The organism is Halomonas sp. HP20-15 (assembly GCF_033446685.1).
Lineage (GTDB): Bacteria > Pseudomonadota > Gammaproteobacteria > Pseudomonadales > Halomonadaceae > Modicisalibacter.
Genome location: NZ_JAWQLY010000012.1, coordinates 106,953 through 129,728, shown reverse-complemented (window position 1 = coordinate 129,728; position 22,776 = coordinate 106,953). Strand labels below are relative to the sequence as shown.

The window sequence follows — 22,776 nt, the reverse complement described above, 5'->3', positions numbered from 1 at the left end:
CGTCAGCTGTACATCGAGCGGGTGCTGCAGGCCGACGAGGGCTGCGACTTCGACTTCCTGGTCGGCTGTCGCGGCGCCGAGGTGCCCAGGCATTCGCATTGATCCCTCCATGCTGACAAGGGCTACGCAATGATCGCCATCAATAGCGTCGAGTGCGTCTGGGCGGGACGCGCCCAACTGGGCGAGGGCCCGCTGTGGTGCCCCGAGCGCGGCGCGCAGGGGCAACTGCTGTTCGTGGACATTTTAGGCGGGCGCCTGCACGCCTTCGATCTGGCCAGCGGCCGGACCCAGGGCTGGACACTCGACGAGCCGTGCTGCTGGCTGGCGGTTCGCGACGACGGCGACGGCTTCATCGCCGGGCTGCGTTCGCGGCTGGTTCACCTGCGCCTGACGGACGCCGGGCCGAGCGTCGTCGGTCCATGGACGACGCCCGAGGAGCCGGCCGGAAACCGCTTCAACGATGCCAAGGTCGACCCGCGCGGGCGGCTGTGGTTCGGCTCGATGGACGATGCCGCCGAGCGCTCGAGCGGGGCGTTCTACCGCCTCGCTGGCGAGGCGATCGACCGCGTCGACGAGGGCTATCGGGTCGCCAACGGCCCGGCGATCAGTCCCGACGGAGCCACGCTCTACCACAGCGATACGCCCAGGGGGATCATCTACGCCTTCGATGTCTCGGCTGAGGGGGAGCTGGCCAACAAGCGCGAGCACATCCGCTTCGCCGAGACCCAGGGCCGCCCCGACGGCATGACCTGCGACGCCGAGGGCGGGCTGTGGGTCGCCCACTGGGGCGGCGGCCGGGTCAGCCGTTTTCGCGCGGACGGCGAACTCGACGAGACGCTGCCGGTGCCTGCGTCGCGGGTCACCTCGTGCGCCTTCGGCGGCGCCGGACTGGACCAGCTGTACATCACTACGGCGGCGGTGGATCGCGACGACGAGACCGCCGCGGGTGGGCTGTTCCGGGTCGTGCCCGGCGTGCGTGGCCTGCCGGCGGGACGCTTCGCGGTCCGCGGGAGCGAGCGATGAGCGGGCGTCTGGCGGGCAAGCGGATCTTCGTCACCGGTGCGGCGGCCGGCATCGGTCACGCCATCGCCACGGCCTGCGCCGGCGAGGGCGCGGCGGTGTGCCTGGCGGATCGCGACCTTGATGGCGCCGAACGGGCGGCGACGACGCTGCGCGACGCCGGTCACGATGTGCTGGCGGTGGGCTGTGACATCGCCTCGCGTGATGCAGTGCAGGTCGCCGTGGACGTGGCGCGCGACGCGCTGGGGCCGTTGACCACGCTGATCAACAATGCCGGCATGAACGTCTTCCACGAGCCGCTAATGATGCCCGAAGACGCCTGGCAACGCTGCCTGGCGGTCGATCTCGAAGGCGCCTGGCACTGCAGTCGCGCGGTGCTACCCGACCTGATCGCCCAGGGCGGCGGGGCGATCGTCAACATCGCCTCGACCCACAGTTTCGCGATCATCCGCGGCTGCTTTCCCTACCCGGTCGCCAAGCATGGGCTGATCGGCCTCACCCGGGCGCTGGGCGTCGAGTACGCCGACCGCGGGGTGCGCGTCAACGCCATCGCGCCGGGTTACATCGCCACGCCGGCGGTCGAGGCGCACTGGCAGAGCTTCGACGACCCGGCGGCGGCGCGTGGGCGGATCGAGGCGCTGCATCCGCCGCAGCGGCTCGGCCGCCCCGAGGAGATCGCCATGACCGCGGTCTTCCTGGCCTCCGACGAGGCGCCGTTCATCAACGCCACCTGCATCACCGTCGATGGCGGGCGCAGCGCGGTCTATCACGACTGAGCCGCCAAGGTCCACGGGTCCCCGTTGGGGCGTTGGCGCGGTATGCTGTGGCGATCGATTTCAGCGGAGTAGCTAGGCAATGACGATTACGCTCGAGAACACCTTGCTGCGACTCGAGGTGGCGCCGGAGGTCGGCGGTTCGGTGGTGCGCTTCGAGGCGCTGCGCAAGGACGGCGACATCGCGCTGTTCCGCCCGGGCAACAGTGCGGCCGGGGATCCCGACACCCTGGGCCTGTATCCGCTGGTGCCGTGGTCCAATCGCATCAGCGGCGGCGGCTTCGAGTGGCAGGGCGAGCGTTATCCACTGGAACCCAATCGCCAGGGCGAGCCATTTCCGATCCATGGCGACGGCTGGCAAGCGGCGTGGCGCGTCGCCCACCGCACCGCCACGCAGCTGACCCTCGAGCGCGAGTCCAGCCACCAGCCGCCGTTCGACTACCGTTCGCGGCTGATCTATCGAATCGACGGCGCGGCACTGACCGTGGAGCTGGTGATCACTCATCAGGGCGAGACGCCCGCCCCCTACGGCATGGGCGTGCATCCCTGGTTTCCGCGTAGCGCCGGGGTGACCATCGAGGCGTCGGCGGACGGCGTGTGGGATGTCGACGCCGCGCAACTGCCTACCGGCTGGCGGGCCATCGACGCGGCGAGCGAGTGGGATTTTCGCCGGGGCGGCAAGTTGCCGGACGGGCTAATCGACAATCTGTTTACCGGCTGGAACGGCCATGCGCGGCTGGTCTGGCCCGAGCGCGACCTGACGCTGTATATCGACAGCGACCCGCCGTGCCCGCGCTATCTGGTCTTTTCGCCGGGCCGCGAGGCCGATTTCTTCTGCTTCGAGCCGGTCAGCCACGACGTCGAAGCCCATCACGGCGCGGCCCCGCTCGACCAGGGCCTGATCGAGCTGACCAAGGGCCAGACCCTGCGGACACGCTATCGCTTCCAGATCATGGCCTAGGCTTTGTCTGAAAAGTGCCTGTGCACGACCATACGGCGTTAAAAATTGGTTCGTGCGCGAGTCCGATCAAAGATTTACAACCCGTAAACTCGCACGCGAGCCCGGTCCGTCTTTTCGTCAATTTTTGCCTCGTCTGGCCATCGCTCGTCGACTTTTCAGACGAAGCCTAGCGCGCTTCTCTCATCGAATATTCGCAACAAGACTTATCTCGCAACGTAAAACGGGGCGGACCCAAGGGTCCGCCCCGCCTTTCTGCGCTCGGTCGTTCGGGGGTTATTCCGGTAGCGCGTAGACCGCGACCTGGTCGCCGACCTGCTCCTTCAGGATCGAGTTGCCGCCCGCGACGAAGGCGACATATTCGCGCCCCTTGTACTCGTAGACCGCGGGGTTCGATACGGCAGGGGCCTGGGCCTGATCCGACCACAGCTCTTCGCCGGTCTCGAGCGAGTAGGCGCGCAGCTTGGCGTCCATCGAAGCGCCGATGAACACGACGCCGCCCGCCGTCACCGCTGGGCCGCCGATGGTGGGCGAGCCCCAGCTTTCGGGCATGAAAAAGCCGTATTGCTGCGAAGCGCCCACTGGGCGGCGCCATTTCACATCGCCGGTGTGCATGTCGATAGCGACGAGCTCGCCGAAGGGCGGCTCCCAGCAGGGCATGCCCAGCCAGTTGCGAGCCACCAGGAGCCGCATCCCATAGGGCGCGCCTTTCTGCGGCGCGAAACCGCTTTCGTTACCCGTGCTTCTGTCGGCGTTTTCGTAAGCCTTGCGGTCATAGAGCTTCACGTACTGCACGATGTGCGAGGTGTTGACGATCGCCGTCTGGCTCTCGGGGTCGAACGCCACGCCCCCCCACTGTATGCCGCCGGCGCTGTCCGGGTAGGCAAGCGCACCTTCGCCCTTGGTGGTGGGCGGGGTATACATGCCTTCATAGGACAGCTTGTCCCAAAGCGCCGAGCACTCGCCGAGGCCCACCGCATCGGCCAGCCCCCAGATATCCGGCTTTTCGGACTGGTCGAGCAGCGGAGCGGGTTTGGTCGGGAAGGGTTGCGTGTCCGCGTATTCCTCACCCTTGACGGAGCCATCGCCCTGCGGCACCGGGCGTTCCTCGATCGGCCAGACGTCCTCGCCGGTCAGGCGGTTGACCACGAACAGGAAGCCCTGCTTGGTCGACTGCACCAAGGCTGGGATCTGCTTGCCGTCCACGGTGATGTCCATGAGGGTCGGCGCGGCGTTGGTGTCGTAATCCCAGACATCGTGATGGACCCACTGCCGCGACCAGACCACCTTGCCGGTATCGACATCCAGTGCCGTGGTCGAGGTGCCGAGCGGGGCACTCTCGGTGCGGTTGCCGCCCCAGTAGTTCGGCGAGGGCGAGGAGACCGGCAGGTAGACCAGGCCGTGCTCCCTATCGGCCGACATGTGCGTCCAGACGTTGGCGGTCCCGCTCTTCTTGCGCATCTCGTCAGACAGCGCCTGGAAGGTCCATTCGCGCTTGCCGGTGCGTGCATTGATCGAGAACACGGTGCCGGGCGGTGCCTGCTCGTAGGTCCAGTCACTGCCGGCCCAGCCGAGGATCAGGTGATCGCCGACCACGGTCGGCGGCTGCAGCACGGATAGCGGCCACTTGTCGTGGGTATCGTTCCACTGGTTGACGTTGAGCACGCCGTTGTCGGCGAAGCCCTGGCACTTCTCGCCGGTATCGGCGTCGACCGCGAACAGCTGCGCATCCATCGTGCCCAGGTAGACGATCTTCTGGCAGGGTTCGCCGGCCACCGGATGTTCCGCCTCCCAGTAGGAGACACCGCGGTTCTTCAGCGCGGGCTGGGTCAGTGCCTTGAGCGTGGAGTGGGTATCGAAGCTCCACTTCTCCTTGCCGGTCGCGGGATCCAGCGCGAGGATCCGGTAGAACGGCGTGCCGATGTAGAGCGTGTCGTTGGCGAAGACCGGGGTCGCGGACCAGACGGTGGGGGGCAGTTTGCCCGAGCCATCCGAGACGTCGCCGGTATGGATTTCCCAGACTTTTTTGAGCGCGTCGACGTTGTCGGCATTGATCTGATCGAGCGGGCTGTATTTCTGCGCGTTGAGCTGGCCGTGGAAACTGTCCCAGGTCGGCTTTTCGGGAACCAGCGGGATCGGCTCGGCCTTGGCCACGTCTTGCACCGCCGCGTTGTCCTGCGTAGCGGGCTGGTATTTCTTGGCCTGTTGGTTTTGCGTACTCGGCTGGTTCTGCGCGCTTGGCTGATTTTGCGTAACCGGCTGATCCTGCGCCAGCAGCGGCGCGGGTGTCATGAAAAGCGCCAGCGCGGCAGCCGTGCCCAGACGGTATGTGGCGGATTTGAAGCGATGTTGTACGGCGAGTCCAGATGTCGGCATCGGGCGGCTCCTCATGAATGGACGGAACGTGGGGCGTTGGGGGTGAGGACCATGTCGAGGATCAGTCCGATAAGACCGACCAGCATGGCGACGCCGATCCACCACTGATGCAGGAGCAGCCCGGCGAAGCCGGTGCCGATGAGACCCAGCAGAATCAGCACGCGCAGGACATTGCGTGCGGCGCGTCCTTTCAGCGCGGTCAGAGTGAGCGCCATCACGGCCAGCGCGACGCTGGCGAGGATGACCACCAGCGCGCCGATGGTATCCGTGACGCCGGTCAGCGGCGTGACATAGGCATAGAAGGCGATGGCAAGCCCGGCGAGCGAGGCTACGAAGAGCACGATGGCGCCCGATCGCGACGAGTGAGGTTGCGACATGTCGTTCTTGTCTCCTTGAACTGTATGGTGCACTTGGCTCCTGTTCCGACATCGGCGGCATGGCATCGAGTCGGAAAAACGTTAGCGGCTTAATCTTAACAGACAGCCGACCCTCTATCCTCGGCAAGCCAGGGATCGGCGACTGATCGAGCCGAGCAAAGCAGGGAGAAAGCAAGGATAGCCCTGCTCCTTCGCTATCGCTTGGCGATCAAGCCTAGTTGGGTGGCCCCGATACTTCTAACGTGCAATGCGCTTACGCCCACATTCGGGCCACGATCACCACCAGGCCGAAGGCGGCGACGCCGGCCATCACCGGCCAGCCTAGGGCGCGGGTCGATCGCCACACCGCCAGCGTGACGCCGCCGCCGATCAGCGTCGCCAGCCAGCCGACCAGATCCTGGCGTTGCGGCGCCAGCGATACGCCGAGCAGGGCGGCGATCATCAGCGGCGCCAGCACGCCGAGCCAGGCGGGTACGGCATTCAGCCCGGGGTCATCGCCGAAGCGGTGCAGCCGGCGCTGCATCCACGCAAGCGGCAACGCCCGCATGGCCAGGGTGCCGAGCGCGACGGCCATCACCGCCAGCCACAGGGCGTCATTCATGAGCCGGTCCTCCCCATGATTCGTGGGCGATGCTTGAACGCATAGAAGCACAGCGCGCCGCAGGCCGCGGCCAGCGGAATGCTGACGTTGGTCAGTCCGCCCAGGGTCAGCGCCAGTGCCGTGGCCACGCTGGCACCCAGCGCCAGCGACCAGCGAAACGAGGTGAACCGGGGCGCCAGCAGTACCAGGAACAGCGCCGGCAGCGCGAACGGCATCACCTCGCCGGCGAGCGGCCAGCGGCGGGTCAGCCACTCGCCGGAGACGGCGCCGAGGACGCTGCCGGCAATCCAGCTCGCCCAGGCCAGCACGGCGGCGCCGGTGAACCAGCCGAGGCGCTGTGGCGCCGCTATCTGCGGCAACCGGGTATGGGCCAGGGCGAACACCTGGTCGGTCAGGCCATGCATCAGCCAGGGCCACCAGCGGCTTGCCGTCAACCAGGGGGCCAGATTGGGCGCATAGACCACGTGGCGGACGTTGATCAGCAGGGTCATGATCACCGTCAGCCACAATGGCGCGCCGGCGGCGGCCATGCCGACGAACAGGAACTGCGAGGCCCCGGCATAGATCAACGTCGAGATCGCGGCGATCTCCCAGGTCGAGAAACCGGCCTGGGCGGCGATCAGGCCGAAGGAGACCGCCACCGGCACGTAGCCACCGAGCAAGGGTATCGCCTCGCGCAGGCCGGTCAGCCAAGCCGGCGGGGTGTGGCGGATCGATTCGGCGCTCATGCAGTATCGCTCCCCGTATAGACGATGGTCATGAGGAAGGTCGCGGCCTCGGCCTCGGTGCGGTAGGCGTGCGCACGATCGGCGGGAAAGTCGAGGCGCTCCCCGGCAGCCAGCGGCTGCATCGCCTCCACAGGACCGGCCATGAGCTTTCCGCTGACCACGTTGAGAAATTCCCGGGTGCCCGGGGAGTGAGCTTCCGCGCGGCGATGGGTATGGGCTTCGCAACGCATCCAGTAGGCATCCACCGGCGGGTTATCCCTGCCCTGGTCGATCAACTGGACGGTGACGCCCTCCTCGCCGAGGACCGCGGTGATCGGAGCTACCAGAGTGCCGAACGGCACCTCGAGCCGCATCGCCAGGCGCCACAGGGTATCCAGCGTGGGGTTGCCGTCGCCCTGTTCGAGACGCGACAGGTTCGACTTGGCGATTCCCGCCTGCGCCGCGAGCTGCGACAGTGACCAGCCGCGCGCCTGGCGCAGGGCCTGCAGGTGACGGCCCAGGGTGTCCAGCGAACGTTTGTCCATGCTTGTACCGTCTGGGTAGAGAAGGTGTTCTATATAAAGAACGTTCTATATAAGGAACGCCTGCCTGTCAACGCCCGTCACGCGCCGCCCGGGGTCTGTCATCGCGGCTAACGTCGTGGCTGGCGTCGCGTCCGCGACAGGAGTGACGCTTTTGCGATTCTCGCCGTCGCTTCCAAGTGCCGGGAGGGGGAGGCGCAGGGCTATTCTGCGGGCATGACGCCAACCCTACGGGAGCCTCCCATGACCCCGCGTGAACTACACGACGATGCCATCGTCATCGATGGCCTGATCATCGCCAAATGGAACCGCGAACTGCTGCAGGACATGCGCCGCGGCGGCCTGACCGCCGCCAACTGCACGGTATCGGTGTGGGAGGGCTTCCAGGCCACGGTCGACAACATCGTCGCCTCCAACGCGCTGATGGCCGAGTGCAGCGAGCTGGTGCGTCCGGTACGCACCACCGCCGACATCAGCCGCGCCAAGGAGGAGGGCAAGACCGGGATCATCTATGGCTTTCAGAACGCCCATGCCTTCGAGGACCAGATCGGCTACGTCGAGGTCTTCAAGCAGCTCGGCGTGGGCATCGTGCAGCTGTGCTACAACACCCAGAACCTCGTGGGTACCGGCTGCTACGAGCGCGACGGCGGGCTGTCCGGCTTCGGACGCGAGATCGTCGCCGAGATGAACCGCGTCGGCATGATGTGCGATCTCTCCCACGTCGGCGCCAAGACCTCCGAGGAGGTGATTCTCGAATCGAAAAAGCCGGTCTGCTACTCCCACTGCCTGCCCTCGGGGCTCAAGGAGCATCCGCGCAACAAGTCCGACGAGGAGCTCAAGTTCATCGCCGAGCATGGCGGCTTCGTCGGGGTGACCATGTTCACGCCCTTCCTGCGCGCCGGGATCGACGCCACCGTCGACGATTACGTCGAGGCCATCGAGTACGTGATGAACATCGTCGGCGAGGACGCCATCGGTATCGGTACCGACTTCACCCAGGGCCAGGATCAGGACTTCTTCGAGTGGCTGACCCACGACAAGGGCTATGCGCGGCGCCTGACCAACTTCGGCACGATCGTCAATCCTCACGGCATCCGCACCATCGGCGAGTTCCCCAATCTCACCGAGGCGTTGCTCAAGCGCGGTCTTTCCGAGCGCCAGGTGCGCAAGATCATGGGCGAGAACTGGGTCCGTGTCCTGCGCGACGTCTGGGGCGAATGACGACCAGCCACGGGCGGCGAGCCACGAGCCGCGAGTTGCGGGTCACGTGCTGAAAGCAAAGCCCGGAGCGCCATAATAATCAGCAAGATTCGAGGAACCCGACGTGACCAAGCTGGCCCCCGAACTACCCATCGAGGTCGATAGCGAAACCGGCGTGTGGACCACCGATGCGCTGCCGATGCTCTACGTGCCGCGCCACTTCTTCATCAACAACCATCTCGCCGTCGAAGAGGCGCTGGGTGCGGAGAAGTATGCCGAGATTCTCTATCCCGCCGGCTACAAGAGCGCCTGGCACTGGTGCGAGAAGGAGGCCGAGCTGCACGGTCTCGAAGGCGAGGCGGTATTCGAACACTACATGACGCGGCTTTCCCAGCGCGGCTGGGGACGCTTCACGACCGAGGCGATCGACCTCGACGCCGGTACCGCCCAGGTCCGCCTCGAGCACAGCGCCTTCGTCTACCAGCTCGGCAAGGTCGGGCGCAGGGTCGAGTACATGTTCACCGGCTGGTTCGCCGGGGCCATGGACCAGATCCTCGAGGCTCGGGGCAGCGATCTGCGCACCATCGCCGAGCAGACTCAGAGCGCCGCCGAGGAAGGCTGCGACGTTGGCCGCTTCACGGTCGTCCCCCGTCATTACCTGGCAGGTTGAGGTTTCCGAGATGGCATTCGACGCGTTGTTCAAGCCGATCGAGATCGGCAATCTCACCATCCGCAACCGCGTGGTCAGCACCGCCCACGCCGAGGTCTACGCCACCGACGGCGGCATGACCACCGAGCGTTACGTCAAGTATTACGAGGAGAAGGCCAAGGGCGGCTGCGGATTGTGCATCTGCGGCGGCTCCTCCCCGGTCTCGATCGACAGCCCCCAGGCCTGGTGGAGCTCGGTGAACGTTTCCACCGACCGGATCATTCCGCATTTCCAGAACCTGGCGGACGCCGTGCACGAGCACGGCGGCAAGATCATGATCCAGATCACCCACATGGGTCGGCGCTCGCGCTGGGACGGCCACGACTGGCCGACCCTGCTGTCGCCCTCGGGCATCCGCGAGCCGGTCCATCGCTCGACCTGCAAGACCATCGAGGAAGAGGAGATCTGGCGGGTCGTCGGCGACTTCGCCCAGGGCGCGCGCCGCGCCAAGGAGGGCGGACTGGACGGCGTCGAGCTGTCCGCCGTGCACCAGCATCTGATCGATCAGTTCTGGAGCCCGCGCGTCAACAAGCGCGACGATGAGTGGGGTGGCAGCTTCGAGAACCGCATGCGGTTCGGCCTGGAGGTGCTCAAGGCGGTGCGCGCCGAGGTCGGCGACGACTTCGTGGTCGGCCTGCGCATCTGCGGCGACGAGTTCCACCCCGACGGCCTGACCCATGACGACATGAAGCGCATCGCCGCCTACTACGACGCCACCGGCATGGTCGACTTCTTCGGCGTGGTCGGCTCGGGCTGCGACACCCACAACACCCTGGCCAACGTGATTCCCAACATGGCCTACCCGCCGGAGCCGTTCCTGCACCTGGCGGCGGGCATCAAGGAAGTGGTCGGCGTACCGGTGATCCACGCCCAGAACATCAAGGACCCCAACCAGGCGCAACGCATCCTCGAGGGCGGCTACGTCGACCTGGTGGGGATGACCCGCGCGCACATCGCCGACCCGCACTTCATCGCCAAGATCAAGCTGGGCCAGGTCGACCAGATCAAGCAGTGCGTCGGCGCCAACTACTGCATCGACCGCCAGTATCAGGGCCTCGACGTGCTGTGCATCCAGAACGCCGCGACCTCGCGCGAGTACCTGGGCGTGCCGCACATCGTTGACAAGAGCGAGGGGCCCAGGCGCCAGGTGGTGGTGGTCGGTGGCGGCCCCGGCGGGATGGAAGCGGCCCGCGTCAGTGCCGAGCGCGGCCACGACGTCACCCTGTTCGAAGCGGCCGAGCAATTGGGCGGGCAGATTACCCTGGCCTCGAAGGCACCTCAGCGTGACCAGATCGCCGGGATTACCCGCTGGTATCAACTCGAACTCGCGCGTCTTGGCGTCGATCAGCGCCTGGGCACCCGTGCCGACGACGCGACGATCGCCGACCTGCGCCCCGACATCGTGATCCTCGCCACCGGCGGTCGGCCGTTCCTGTCGCAGGTGCCGGAATGGGGGTACGCCGAGTCGCACGAGGAGAGCCTGGTGGTCAGCACCTGGGACATCCTCAGCGGCGCCGTGGCGCCGGGCAAGAACGTGCTGATCTACGACACCATCTGCGAGTTCGCCGGTGTGTCGGCCGCCGACTACCTGGCCGACAAGGGCGCCAAGGTCGAGATCGTCACCGACGATATCAAACCCGGCGCCGCAGTCGGGGGCACCACCTTCCCGACCTATTACCGCAGCCTCTACGAGAAGGAGGTGATCATGACCTCCGACCTGGCGCTGCACAAGGTCTACCGCGAGGGCGACGCGCTGGTGGCCGTGCTCGAGAACGAGTACACCGGCGTGCAGGAGGAACGGGTGGTCGACCAGGTCGTGGTCGAGAACGGCGTGCGTCCCGACGAGACGCTTTACTACGCGCTCAAGCACCAGTCGCGCAACAAGGGGCAGGTCGATCTCGAGGCGCTCTATGCGATCCGGCCGCAGCCGTGCCTGTCCGAGGACGGCGACGGCTTCTTGCTGTTCCGCCTGGGCGACTGCACGGCGCCGCGCAATACGCACGCCGCGATCTATGATGCCCTGCGGCTCTGCAAAGACTTCTGAAGACGCTGCTGCGCGCCAGTAACGAGCTTCGAGTAGCGAGCGACGAGCCATCAAGCGTCTCGATGCCCGTGGCTCGAAGCTCGCAGCCCGGAAACCGAGGTGGCTAATATGCTCGACACCCTCCTGCCGATACTGCTCTTTTCCGCCCTGACGCTGGCGGCGATCGGCGCCGTGCGCCGCGTTCGCCTGTGGCGCCAGGGGCGGCCCTCGTCGGTCCCGCTCATTCGGGGGCTGGCGGCGATGCCGCGGCGCTACCTGGTCGATCTGCACCATGTGGTCGCCCGCGACAAGGCGATGTCCAATACCCACGTCGCCACCGCCGGTGGCTTCGTGCTGGCGGCGGTGCTGGCCATCCTCGTGCACGGCTTCGGCCTGGAGAGCGCGATCCTGGCCTGGGCGCTGCTGGCCGCCACGACCTGCATGTTCGTCGGCAGCCTGTTCGTCGCCAAGCGACGACTCGACCCGCCGCCCCGCCTGTCGAAGGGGCCCTGGATGCGCCTGCCCAAGAGCCTGATCGCCTTCTCGCTGGGCGTGTTCCTGGTCACGTTGCCCACCGCCGGCATTCTGCCTGCCGACCTGGGTAGCTGGATATTGGCCGTGGTGCTGGCGGGCATGGTGGCCTGGGGGCTCGCCGAGCTGGTCTTCGGCATGACCTGGGGCGGACCGATGAAGCACGCCTTCGCCGGCGCGCTGCATCTGGCCTTTCATCGTCGCCCCGAGCGCTTCTCCTCCCGGCAGGGGGAAGGACGAAGCACTGGCCTGAAAGCCCTGAACCTGGAGGATCGGAGCGCTCCGTTGGGCGTCGAGACGCCCGCCGACTTCACCTGGAACCAACTGCTGGGTTTCGATGCCTGCGTGCAGTGCGGGCGCTGCGAGGCGGCGTGCCCGGCGTTCGCCGCCGGTCAGCCGCTCAACCCCAAGAAGTTGATCCAGGACATGGTGGTGGGGATGGCTGGCGGAAGCGATGCCCGCTATGCCGGATCGCCCTACCCGGCACCCGAAGGCGGGAGCCGGCCGCTTGGCGAGCACGCCGGCGATCCGCACGGGCCCATCGTGGCCCGGCAGGGTACCGCGCTGGTCGATGCCGAGACGCTGTGGTCGTGCACCACGTGCCGCGCCTGCGTCGAGGAGTGCCCGATGATGATCGAGCACGTCGATGCCATCGTCGACATGCGCCGCTTTCTGACCCTCGAGCATGGCAACACCCCCAACAAGGGCGCCACGGTACTCGACAACCTGATCGCCACCGACAATCCTGGCGGCTTCGATCCCGGCTCACGGCTCAACTGGGCGGCCGATCTCGACCTGCCGCTGATCGCCGACAAGCGCGAAGCCGAGGTGCTGTTGTGGCTGGGCGACGGCGTCTTCGACATGCGCAATCAGCGCACGCTGCGCGCGCTGGTCAAGGTGCTGCGCGCCGCCGGCGTCGACTTCGCCGTGCTCGGCAACGAGGAGCGCGACAGTGGCGACGTGGCGCGCCGGCTGGGCGACGAGGCGACCTTCCAGTCGCTGGCCCGGCGCAACATCGCCACCCTGGCGCAGTATCGCTTCGCGCATATCGTCACCTGCGACCCGCACAGCTTCCATGTACTCAAGAACGAATACGGTGACCTGGGCGGGCAGTACGCGGTATTCCACCACAGCACCTACCTGCACCGCTTGATCGAGGCCGGGCAACTGAACCTGGGAGCCCTCAAGGCGGGGAGCGTGACCTATCACGACCCCTGCTATCTGGGCCGCTACAACGGCGAATATCAGGCGCCGCGCGCCGTGCTCGAGGCGCTGGGCATCGAGGTGAAGGAGATGGCCCGTTCCGGCTACCGTTCGCGCTGCTGCGGCGGCGGCGGCGGCGCGCCGATCACCGACATCCCCGGCAAGCAGCGGATTCCCGACATGCGCATGGCCGACGTCCGCGAGACCGGCGCCGAGCTGGTCGCGGTGGGCTGCCCGCAATGCACGGCGATGCTCGAGGGCGTTGTGGCGCCGGACGGTGCGCCGGCGCCCGAGGTGCGCGACATCGCCGAACTGGTCGCCGATGCCCTACGTGAAGCGCCCACCGCCACCCGGCAGCGCGGCGTCGAGGAGATGATGCTATGAGCGAGATCGTGCGCCGCGACCCGCGTCGCGAGTGGATCATGCGCAACCGCCTGCACCCCGAGCATCTCGAGGTTCTGGCAGAGTCGGGCGGCGGAAGCTCGCCCTGCGAGTGGCCGGGCCCCAACGGCCTGATGCGCCGCGATCCGCATGCCGTCGGCTTCATCGGCCCCCATGGTCTCAGGCGGATCGATCGCAGCGGCGCCCAGCAGGCCCATGCAGCGACCAGCCCCGGGCGACCGGCGGAGCCGGCTGCGACACGCCATCACGTCGAGATCGAATCGCCGGCATTCCTGGTCGCGGTGGCCCCCGATCTCCCGGGCGGACGGCTGTCGTCCCACGATCGCGACGTGCTGGGACTGGCGCGCCAGCTTGCCGACGCCGACCCGGACAATCCCGGAGCGGTACTGGCGGTGGTCTTCGGCGACCACCGCGAAAGCGGTTTCGGCGAGGCCGGGGTCGATCGCCTGCTGCACCTTTCGGGAGACGGTTTCGAGGGCTATGCGCCGGAGGCACGCCTCGCCGCGCTCGTCGCCGTCGAGCGCGAATTCGCCCCGCGCCACTGGCTGCTGCCGGAATCGACACTGGGCGGTGGCGAACTCGGCCGGCGCCTGGCGGTGCGCCTTGGCGAGCGCCCGGCGACGCATCTCTGGAAGATCGAGGCGAGCACGGAAGTCGCGGGTGGCTGGCTGGCCACGCTTCGCGGCGCGGCGGAGCGGGTGGATATCCACCGCGCGCTGCCGCGGCTGGCGCTGGCGTTGGCGGAATGCGCCGAGCCGGTCAGCGAGGCCTGCCATGCGGCGCGTTCGGTGACCCTCGACCAGCCGCTGCCCGAGCGGCTGACGCGCATCGAGGATGGCGGCGCGGTGGCGGTCGACCCGGCCGGCGTGGCGCTCGCCGAGGCCGAATTCATCCTCGCCGGCGGCAACGGCGTCGGTGACTGGGACGACTTTCACCGTACCGCCCAGGCGCTGGGGGCCAGCGAGGGCGCTTCGCGGGTCGCCGTCGACGACGGCTTCATGCCGCGCCACCGCCAGGTGGGGGCGAGCGGCACCTGGGTGACCGCGCGGGTCTACGTGGCGGTGGGTATTTCCGGTGCCATCCAGCACCTGCAGGGCATCCAGCGTTGCGAGACGGTGATCGCCATCAACAGCGACCCGGGCTGCGAGATGGTCAAGCGCGCCGATCTCGCGGTGATCGGCGACGCCGGCGAGATTCTCGCCGCCCTGGTCGAGCTGACCGAGCGCACACGCCATCAGCCAGAGGAGAATCGCGATGCCGCCTGATGCTTCGATCTCGCAGTCTGGCGCGCTGGATGTCGCGGTGCTGGTTTCGGTGGGGCGTCATCCACTGACCGCACGCCCCCGGCGCGCCGACCAGGACGCCCGCGCGGTGGAGCTGGCGCTGGGACTCGCCGGCACGAAGATGCGACTGATCCACGCCGGGCAGCACGATGCCGACAGCGATGCCGCGCTAAGCGGCTATCTAGGCATGGGGGTAGGCGAGATCGCGCTCATCGAGCAAGAGCCGGGCGCCGACGTGACCGTGGCGCTGATCGAGGCGCTGCGCGCCGCGCCACCACAACTGTTGTTGGCCGGCAGCCGCGCCGAAACCGGCGAGGGCTCGGGGCTACTGCCGTACCTGCTGGCCGAGACGCTGGGCTGGCCGATCGTCACCGGGCTGGCGGCGATCGAGACCGTCGAGGCGGGCACGGCTAGCGTGCTGCAGGCACTGCCGCGGGGGCAGCGCCGGCGCCTGCGGATACGCCTGCCGGCGGTACTGTGCGTCGATCCGGCCGCCCCGGCACCGCGCCAGAGCGCCTTCGGGCCGGCGCGGCGCGGCGAGCTCACGCTCGAGGCCCAGCCGAGCGTCGCCGATACCGCCTGGGCGGGGTGGGACGTTCAGCCGGCGCGTCCCCGGCCGCGTCGGCTCAAGCTCGTCAAGGCGGCCTCGGCGCGGGATCGCTTCAAGGCGGCCGCGGCCAAGGCCCAGGGCGGTGGCGGGCGGGTGCTGGACGAGGCGACGCCGGAGCAGGGCGCCGAGGCGATCTTCAAGCTGTTGAAGGACGAGGGCGTACTGCGTTGACTCAGGCGTCCAGTTCGGCGAAACGTGCCGCGGGCACCTCGGGCAACGACTCGAGGCCCGGGCGAGCGAAGAAGTAACCCTGCTGGCGAGCGATCCCGGCGCGCTTGAGCCAACGTGCCTCGGCCAGCGTCTCGATGCCTTCGGCGATCAGTTGGCAGCCCAGGTCGGCGGCCATGGCGATCACCGCGTGGACCATCGCCTGGCGGCGTGGGTCGCTATCGATCTGCATGACCAACTGGCGGTCGAGCTTCAGCGTGTCGAGGCGCAGTTCCGTCAACAGGTCGAGGTTGGCGTAGCCGGTGCCGAAGTCGTCGAGCGCGGTGGAAAAGCCCATTTCACGATAGCTGTCGACGATATGCCGCAGGTGGGCGCGGTCGGTGACGGCTTCGCTCTCGACGATCTCGAAATTGATGCGCTCGATGGGCCAGGCCACGCGCTGTGCGGCTTCCAGCGTGGCCTGGATGCATGCAGTGGGTTCATAGACGGCGTTGGGCAGGAAGTTGATCGACAGTTTTTCCTGCATGTCCAACTGGCTGGCCAGCTCGATGGCCTTGACCCGGCAGGCCTGGTCGAAACGATAGAGCAGGCTTTCGTCGACCTGGCCGAGGATCTGTCCGGCCGATTCGCCCCGGGGGCCGCGTACCAGCGCCTCGAAGGCGACCACGCGACGCAGTTCGACATCGACGATCGGCTGGAAGGCCATGGTGAACTCGAACGGCAGCGGCTTGTCGCAGCGTCCGCAGTGGCTCTCGACCCTTGCGCAGTGAGTCATTGTAGTTTTCGCTCCCTGTTTATGGACCGCACAGGCGCGCGGCCTGCTGCAAGTGATATACCCCGGACGCGGGGTTGGACGATATAACCTGAGTGGTCGCCCATGCGACGCTTCATTCGTTCTCTTATCGGCAGCTAGCGGCGAGCCTTGGGGGCGGCCTGGCCGCGCGATACCAATACCACCCCGGTCAGGCTGATCGCCATGCCGGTCAGCGCCACCGGGCCCAGCGTCTCGTCGAACAGCCACCAGGCCTCCAGCGCGGTGAGCGGCGGGACCAGGTAGAACAGGCTGGCGACCTTCGAGGCCGCGCCGCGCCGGATCAGCGCCATCAACAGCAGGATGGCGGCTACCGACAGGCCGAGCACCAGCCAGGCGAGCGTCGCGGCGAAGCTCATCGTCCAGGTCACCTCGCTGCTTTCCAGCAAGAGCGCGCCGGCACCCAGCGCGACACCCGCGGCCAGGTACTGGATCACGCTGCCGGCCAGCAGCGGCACGCCGGTACAGAAGCGCTTCTGATACAGGGTGCCCACGGAAATCGCCACCAGCGAGGCGAGCACGCAGGCCAGCGCCGCCGCACCGAAGCCGTCGAACAGGTGGCCCGCGGCGGGGGCGAGCTTGCCGCCGAGCACCAGCATGATGCCCACCAGTCCCAACCCCAGCCCAAGCCACTGGCGCGCCACCAGGCGCTCGCCGAGCAGCGGCAGGGCCAGCGCGGCGGTCAACAAGGGCTGCAGCCCCACCAGCAACGACGCCAGCCCGGCGGGCAGTCCCAGTTCGATGGCATAGAACACGCCGCCCAGATAGATGGCATGGACCAGCAGGCCGGTCACCGCGACGTGGGCGCAGAGCGCGCGGGAGCGTGGCCACGAGGCCTTGAGCAGCCATACCAGCGGCAGCAGCACCGCGAGCGTCAGCACGAAGCGGATGAACAGGAAGGTGAACGGCTCGGCATAGGGCAGGCCGAACTTGGCGCCGATGAAGCCGGTGCTCCAGAGCAGCACGAATAGCCCCGGCATGGTTTTCAGCCAGGGCGACTCCGTACCGGCGGAGGGTGGCGAGGCGCTCATGAACGTTGCCCCGATTCGCGCCGGCGCATCGGCATACGGTCGATGATATCGAAGACCTGCTGCGGCGGGACGAACCCCTCGAGCTGCATCTTCTTGCCACCGTCCTTGCCGACCAGAATCACCGTCGTGGGCCCTTGGGTGTCGACGTCCATGGCCTCGAGCAGGGCGCTGACCTCGGCGTCGGTCATCGGCTTGCCGGCGCGCTCGCCGTAGTCTCCGGCGATGGTGTAGAGCAGCATCTCCCGCTGATCGAAGGCGGCTTGACGCGTCGCTAGCCGCTCGCGCATCCGCCGGAAATCAGGATCGGCGGCGCTTGGCGCGACGATGATCAATGGACGGAACAGGCCGCGGTCGGTGACCAGCGGGTTGGCGGGGTTCTCGGCGGCCGCGGCGTGGGCGGCCAGTAGCATCGTCGCGAGACACAGGCTGCACAGCATGGGGCGCAGATGGCGGAACATCGCGGGCTCCTCGGGTAATGGATCGGACAAGCACACCAGATCGGTGCCCGGCATGCCAGCGCGGCGTGAAAATGCCGTCTCTAGGTCGTGCTTTGGTCTAAAACGTGATTTTCGACGGTAAATTGGTCGGACCAGAGCGGCCCGGTGGTGGCGCGGTCGGGAACCATTTTGGCCGTGTTTTCAGACGGCTGGGACGCTTTTAGCGTTGAGGAAAACGATGGCGCGCCAACGCTACTCGGCTACTGTAATTCTCGGGACACACAGCGCGGCAAGCACACGATAACCGCACAACAACAAGGCTCGCTCGCTTCGGGTGGGCTCGACTCCCCAGGAGACATCGCCATGCACGATAAGACACGCCAGCCGGCGACCATCGATCAGGATAGCGTCTCTCAGCCCACCAGCGCAGCCGCCAAGCCGGCCAGCCGGCGTACCTTCCTCAAGGGCGCGGCACTGGGCTCGGCGGCGGCCGTCGCCGCACCGTGGGTCGGCAGCGTCCAGGCGCAGCAGGGCATCCGTATCCGTATGCAGTCCTCTTGGCAGCCAGGCACCACCGGTTACAAGACGTTCGAGACCTGGGCGAACAGGGTCCAGGAGCTGACCAGCGGCGAGGTGAGCATCGAGCCGTTTCCGGCCGGCGCGGTGGCCGGTGATTTCGAGGTGGCCGATGCGGTACGCAACGGGGTGCTCGAAGGGCAGAACTGGTTCACCGTCTACTGGCCGGGCAAGATGCCCGCCGGGGTCTTCCTGACCGCCTATCCGATGGGGCTCTCGATGCCTCACCAGTGGGACATGATGTTCGGCGCCTACGGCGGCTTCGGTATCACCAAGGATCTCTACCACAAGCAGGGTCAGGAATTCCTCGGCCATGTCCATCATGACCTCAACCTGATCCACTCCAAGGTGCCACTGCGCAGCCTCGACGATTTCAACGGACTCAAGATTCGCATGCCCGGCGGCATCGTCGCCGAGACCTTCGCCTCGATCGGCGCGCGGACCACGCTGTTGCCCGGCTCGGAGGTCTATCCGGCACTCGAGAAAGGCACCATCGACGCCTCCGACTACACCGGCGCGGCGGTCAACTACGAACTGGGCTTCTGGCAGGTGACCGATTACATCATCATGGGGCCGCCATCGACGCCGTGCCTGCACCAGGCGGTCGACCTGATGGACATCGGCATCAATCGGCGGGTCTTCGAGCGTATGTCGCCGCAGGTTCAGGATCTGATGCACGAACTGGTGGCGGCCTACTCTCGTGAGCATTACGAGTCGATCCAGGCGGCCAACGCCGAGGCCTGGCCCAAGTACAAGGAGAAGGGCGTCGAGATCATTCATCTCACCGAGGACGATGCCGACCGCTTCCGCAAGGCGGCCATCCCACTGTGGTTCAAGTGGGCCAACAAGGATGCCGACGCCGCGCGGCTGTTCAAGGCGCACCTCGATACCATGCAGGACCCCGCCGTCGCGCTGGTCACCGAGGAGGATCTCCAGGGGCATCAGCTCAACTCCTGACGGGGTTTGACCGCACCCTCCATGAGCGCTGCCACATGCCAGGTGGCGGCGCTCGCGGACAAGCGAATCACCTTCTTTCACCCGGACGACAACGTCCAGTCACACCGTTTTCGACGCCCGCCGTCGCCACGGGAGAGGGTTCATGAATCTCGAGGTCAATTTCGTATTGCCGCATTGGTTGTACTGGTCGCTATTGCTGGTATTGCCGCTGGTGGTGATGTTCTGCGTCGATCGCAGCTTCCGGCGGGGCGCCACGGTCAGCGGTTCGACCACCGCCGAGGTGCCGGTCGGCGGGGCTGATGAAGGCTATCGCCCGCCGGGCAACGGCTTTACCCGGGGCGTCGACAAGGTGTCCGGCTTCGCCGGTCGCTACGTCGCCTACTGGTCGTTGATCGCGCCGTTCGTCTACTGCTACGAAGTGTTCGTTCGCTACGCCCTGAACTCGCCGACCAACTGGGCGCACGAGTCGATGTTCCTGATGTTCGGCATGCAGTACCTGTTGGCTGGGGCCTTCGCGCTGCGCGAAGGCGGCCACGTTCGCGTCGATATCCTCTATGTGCGCGCCGGGCCGATGACACGGGCCGCGCTGGACCTGATGACCTCGGTGTTCTTCTTCATCTTCGTGCTGGCGCTGGTCTCCACGGGGTGGAATTTCTTCGCCCAGTCGGTCAGCCAGGACGCCGTATTCTTCGGTCAGAGCTACTCGAACGAGACCTCGTTCACCGAATGGGCGATCCAGTACTACCCGATCAAGTCCACACTGGCGCTAGGCGGCTTGCTGCTGCTGCTGCAGGGCATCGCTCAATTCATCAAGGACTGCCAGGCCTTCCAGCATGCGCGCCGGCATCACCAGGGCGGTGCCATCTTCGCCTGGGCCATGCTGTTGTTGGGAGCGGTGCTGGCCGTGTATGCGCTGCACGAGATCATCAACGTGGTCGTCAACGACTACGAGCATTTCCCGCTGAGTATCGAGAACAGCCTGGCCAACGTGGGAATCGGCACGCTGACCGGACTGATGTTCGGCTCGTTGATGCTGGTGCTGGTTGCCGGCCTGCCGCTGGCCTTCGTCACCGGTGGGCTGGGTGTGGTGTTCCTGTATCTGGTCGGCGACCAGTTCATGCTCAACCTGCTTCCTTCGCGCATCTTCCCGATGATGACCAACTATCAGCTCTCGGCGATTCCGCTGTTCATCTTCATGGCGGCGGTGCTGGAGAAGGCCGGATTGATCGAAGAGCTGTTCGATACCGTCTACAAGTGGATGGGCGGGCTCAAGGCCGGACTGGCGATCGCCACCATCGTGGCCTCCACGCTGCTGGCGGCGATGGTCGGGGTGATCGGCGCGGCGGTGGTGACCATGGGCCTGATCGCACTGCCGGCGATGCTCAAGCGGCAGTACGATCCCGAGATCGCGATCGGTTCGATCATGGCCGGCGGTACGCTGGGAATCCTGATTCCGCCGTCGATTCTGGCGATCATCTATGGCGTGGTCGCCCAGCAGTCGGTGGGCGAGCTGTATCTCGGTTCGCTGATACCCGGGCTGCTGTTGGCGGGCATGTATGCCTTCTACTGCTGGTTGCGCGGCACGCTCAACCCCAAGGCGGCGCCGCCACTGTCACCCGAAGATCGGGTCGATACCGCCGAGAAGCTGCGTCTGCTGCGCAAGATGCTCGCGCCGATCGTGCTGGTGATCGTGGTGCTGGGGGTGATCTTCTCGGGGCTTGCCACCCCGGTCGAGGCGGCGGGCATCGGCACTCTGGGCGCGCTGGTGGTGGCGGCCATGCACGGCCGGCTGACCTGGCCCAACCTCCATGCGGCGTGCATGACTACGCTGGTGGCCACCGCGATGGTGATGTGGATCATCTTCGGCGCGACCATCTTCGTCGGCTTCTACATTCTCCAGGGCGGTCAGGACTTCGTCCAGGAACTGATCTCGGGCGCCGGGCTCGGACCCTACGGCGTGCTGGCGGTGATGATGATCCTGCTCATCGCGCTGGGCATGTTCCTCGACTGGGTGGGTATTCTGCTGCTGGCGGTGCCGATCTTCGTGCCGCTGATCCAGCCGCTCTCCTTCGATGGCCTGATGGGGCTGCCGGGGGTCGGCGTGGGAGACGTCTCGCTGTGGTTCGGCGTGATCTACCTGGTCAACATGCAGATGTCGTTCTTGAGCCCGCCGTTCGGCTATGCGCTGTTCTACATCAAGGGAGTGTGTCCGCCGCACATCACCATGGCGCAGATCTTCCGCTCGTCACTGCCGTTCCTGGGCATCCAGGCGCTCGGCCTGCTGCTGGTGATCCTGTTCCCTGCATTGATCACCTACCTGCCCAATCTGGTCTACGGCTAGCCGGGGCCGCGGTACTCAAACGGGCGCCCCTGGGGGCGCCCATTTTTTTCGATGTGCCTGCTGCGAAGGCGGATGTTGCGAAGCGCTGCGCTGTACCGGCGATCAGAGCCAGGTGGACAGGGTGATCGAGCCGAAGTGATCGGCTTCCTCCTGCGCCTCGAACTCGTGACTGCGCCAGACGTTGGTGAAGGCCAACTGCCAGCGGTCGAAGCTCACCACCGCGCCGGCGGTGACGTCGCCCACCCACTCGCGGCGATCGACGCTGTGGCTGTCCTCGAAGGTATTGCCGTCGAGCAGCAGGTTGTGCGCCATGTAGCGACCTTCGACGCCGACGAAGCCGTACCAGCCGAATCCCCGATTGGCGCTGAAGCCCTGTCTGCCGCTCAGTGCCGGCGTCACGCTGGGGATGCCGAAGCTCTTGTCGAGCCCGTCGCCGAAACGGATCGCCCCACCGGTACCCAGGTAGTCGTAGAGGTTGCCCACCTGCCACGAGGCGCTGGGGCCGTATTCCCACTCCAGCCCGGCCCAGCGGTTCTGCAGCCACCAGGATTTGTTCCAGCCCAGGTTGACGATGGGTTCGTTCTCCAGCTGATGATCCCATCCGCGCGGCTTGTCGCTGTCGAGGACCTTGTGCACGCCGTTCTGTAGCGGCTCGCCGCCCGCGATGGGGCCTACCATGCCGAACTGAAGATTGAGCATCGACGCCTCGCGCCAGCCGTCATGCTGAACGTCGTCGAACAAAGAGAGCCCGCCCAGCAGCAGCCCGGCATAGGGACGGTCGTCCTCGATCAGCTCACGGCGCTCGATGGCCTTGGGGGTGTAGATCTGGTGACTCAATTGATAGCCGATGGCGTCCATGCCGTTCGCCGTCCAACCGGGTAGCCACTCGGCTAGGCGTCGCGACCAGTGATCGGCCTCGGGGGTCGCGATGCGCATCAGGTCGACGCCACTGGTGTAGTGGCCGTCATCGCTCGAGGAGAACAGGTCGTTGGTCACCTTGAGTGAATAGAGGCTTTCGGCGTTGGCCAGTGGCGCGAAGAACGTCGCGCTGAGCAGGCCGGCGAGCAGCAGGCGAGGCCGTGGTCGACTGACGGAGGGGACGTTTCGAGGCATGGCTCTTCCTTGAGTGACGAAACATAC

At 66.7% G+C, this 22,776-nt stretch carries 20 protein-coding genes; 11 read left to right on the top strand and 9 right to left on the bottom strand.

Annotated elements, in window-relative coordinates; translation table 11 throughout:
* The first annotated feature begins 129 nt into the window (after positions 1–129).
* From R6258_RS15560 to R6258_RS15550, 3 genes are all read left to right on the top strand, one after another.
* Positions 130–1,023 (top strand): SMP-30/gluconolactonase/LRE family protein, encoded by an 894-nt coding sequence (locus tag R6258_RS15560; RefSeq protein ID WP_318452627.1) that lies wholly within the window; start codon positions 130–132, stop codon positions 1,021–1,023.
* Complete coding sequence (locus tag R6258_RS15555) at positions 1,020–1,796, top strand: SDR family oxidoreductase (RefSeq protein WP_318452622.1); 777 nt, start codon at positions 1,020–1,022, stop codon at positions 1,794–1,796. The genes R6258_RS15560 and R6258_RS15555 overlap by 4 nt, the downstream gene beginning before the upstream one ends.
* Positions 1,797–1,875: 79 nt before the next feature.
* Entirely contained in the window at positions 1,876–2,754 is an 879-nt protein-coding gene (locus R6258_RS15550) for an aldose 1-epimerase (RefSeq protein WP_318452617.1), read from the top strand.
* A gap of 273 nt (positions 2,755–3,027) precedes the next feature.
* Here R6258_RS15550 and R6258_RS15545 read toward each other — a convergent pair whose 3' ends face one another.
* The 5 genes from R6258_RS15545 to R6258_RS15525 all read right to left on the bottom strand — a co-directional run bounded on the left by R6258_RS15545 (position 3,028) and on the right by R6258_RS15525 (position 7,357).
* Complete coding sequence (locus R6258_RS15545) at positions 3,028–5,127, bottom strand: pyrroloquinoline quinone-dependent dehydrogenase (protein WP_318452610.1); 2,100 nt, start codon at positions 5,125–5,127, stop codon at positions 3,028–3,030.
* An 11-nt stretch (positions 5,128–5,138) separates the two neighbouring features.
* Positions 5,139–5,504, bottom strand: a complete 366-nt coding sequence (locus R6258_RS15540; protein WP_318452608.1) for a hypothetical protein — start codon at positions 5,502–5,504, stop codon at positions 5,139–5,141.
* Between the two features lie 253 nt (positions 5,505–5,757).
* A complete protein-coding gene (locus R6258_RS15535) occupies positions 5,758–6,105 on the bottom strand; it encodes an AzlD domain-containing protein (RefSeq protein WP_318452606.1) in 348 nt (115 codons plus the stop codon).
* Positions 6,102–6,833 carry an AzlC family ABC transporter permease gene (locus R6258_RS15530; RefSeq protein WP_318452604.1) on the bottom strand — a complete coding sequence of 244 codons (732 nt, stop codon included), beginning with the start codon at positions 6,831–6,833 and terminating at the stop codon, positions 6,102–6,104. Before R6258_RS15530 ends, R6258_RS15535 begins: the two co-directional genes overlap by 4 nt.
* Positions 6,830–7,357, bottom strand: coding sequence for an XRE family transcriptional regulator (locus R6258_RS15525; RefSeq protein WP_318452603.1), 528 nt, complete (start codon positions 7,355–7,357; stop codon positions 6,830–6,832). The genes R6258_RS15530 and R6258_RS15525 overlap by 4 nt, the downstream gene beginning before the upstream one ends.
* Positions 7,358–7,597: 240 nt before the next feature.
* Here R6258_RS15525 and R6258_RS15520 point away from each other — a divergent pair, with 240 nt between their 5' ends.
* The 6 genes from R6258_RS15520 to R6258_RS15495 all read left to right on the top strand — a co-directional run bounded on the left by R6258_RS15520 (position 7,598) and on the right by R6258_RS15495 (position 15,486).
* Positions 7,598–8,575 (top strand): dipeptidase, encoded by a 978-nt coding sequence (locus R6258_RS15520; RefSeq protein WP_318452600.1) that lies wholly within the window; start codon positions 7,598–7,600, stop codon positions 8,573–8,575.
* Positions 8,576–8,678: 103 nt separating this feature from the next.
* Positions 8,679–9,224 (top strand): DUF5943 domain-containing protein, encoded by a 546-nt coding sequence (locus tag R6258_RS15515; protein ID WP_318452598.1) that lies wholly within the window; start codon positions 8,679–8,681, stop codon positions 9,222–9,224.
* A 10-nt stretch (positions 9,225–9,234) separates the two neighbouring features.
* Positions 9,235–11,307 (top strand): dimethylglycine demethylation protein DgcA, encoded by a 2,073-nt coding sequence (gene dgcA / locus R6258_RS15510; protein WP_318452596.1) that lies wholly within the window; start codon positions 9,235–9,237, stop codon positions 11,305–11,307.
* A 108-nt stretch (positions 11,308–11,415) separates the two neighbouring features.
* Entirely contained in the window at positions 11,416–13,404 is a 1,989-nt protein-coding gene (locus R6258_RS15505) for a (Fe-S)-binding protein (RefSeq protein ID WP_318452594.1), read from the top strand.
* A complete protein-coding gene (locus tag R6258_RS15500) occupies positions 13,401–14,687 on the top strand; it encodes an electron transfer flavoprotein subunit alpha/FixB family protein (protein ID WP_318452592.1) in 1,287 nt (428 codons plus the stop codon). Before R6258_RS15505 ends, R6258_RS15500 begins: the two co-directional genes overlap by 4 nt.
* Positions 14,677–15,486, top strand: a complete 810-nt coding sequence (locus tag R6258_RS15495) for an electron transfer flavoprotein subunit beta (protein ID WP_318452590.1) — start codon at positions 14,677–14,679, stop codon at positions 15,484–15,486. The genes R6258_RS15500 and R6258_RS15495 overlap by 11 nt, the downstream gene beginning before the upstream one ends.
* A 1-nt stretch (position 15,487) precedes the next feature.
* Here R6258_RS15495 and R6258_RS15490 read toward each other — a convergent pair whose 3' ends face one another.
* The 3 genes from R6258_RS15490 to R6258_RS15480 form a co-directional block, all read right to left on the bottom strand.
* The gene (locus R6258_RS15490; protein WP_318452587.1) at positions 15,488–16,258 is read right to left on the bottom strand and encodes an EAL domain-containing protein; all 771 of its coding nucleotides are present in this window, start codon (positions 16,256–16,258) and stop codon (positions 15,488–15,490) included.
* A gap of 134 nt (positions 16,259–16,392) precedes the next feature.
* A complete protein-coding gene (locus tag R6258_RS15485) occupies positions 16,393–17,325 on the bottom strand; it encodes a DMT family transporter (RefSeq protein WP_318452585.1) in 933 nt (310 codons plus the stop codon).
* Complete coding sequence (locus tag R6258_RS15480; RefSeq protein WP_318452583.1) at positions 17,322–17,783, bottom strand: DUF4174 domain-containing protein; 462 nt, start codon at positions 17,781–17,783, stop codon at positions 17,322–17,324. Before R6258_RS15480 ends, R6258_RS15485 begins: the two co-directional genes overlap by 4 nt.
* A 342-nt stretch (positions 17,784–18,125) precedes the next feature.
* Here R6258_RS15480 and dctP point away from each other — a divergent pair, with 342 nt between their 5' ends.
* Together dctP and R6258_RS15470 are read left to right on the top strand one after the other, a co-directional pair.
* A complete protein-coding gene (dctP, locus tag R6258_RS15475) occupies positions 18,126–19,295 on the top strand; it encodes a TRAP transporter substrate-binding protein DctP (RefSeq protein ID WP_318452582.1) in 1,170 nt (389 codons plus the stop codon).
* A gap of 142 nt (positions 19,296–19,437) precedes the next feature.
* Positions 19,438–21,636 (top strand): TRAP transporter large permease subunit, encoded by a 2,199-nt coding sequence (locus R6258_RS15470; protein ID WP_318452580.1) that lies wholly within the window; start codon positions 19,438–19,440, stop codon positions 21,634–21,636.
* Positions 21,637–21,738: 102 nt separating this feature from the next.
* On the opposite strand, the gene R6258_RS15465 is transcribed toward R6258_RS15470, so the two are convergent.
* Complete coding sequence (locus R6258_RS15465) at positions 21,739–22,749, bottom strand: lipid A deacylase LpxR family protein (RefSeq protein WP_318452578.1); 1,011 nt, start codon at positions 22,747–22,749, stop codon at positions 21,739–21,741.
* Between the last annotated feature and the right edge of the window lie 27 nt (positions 22,750–22,776).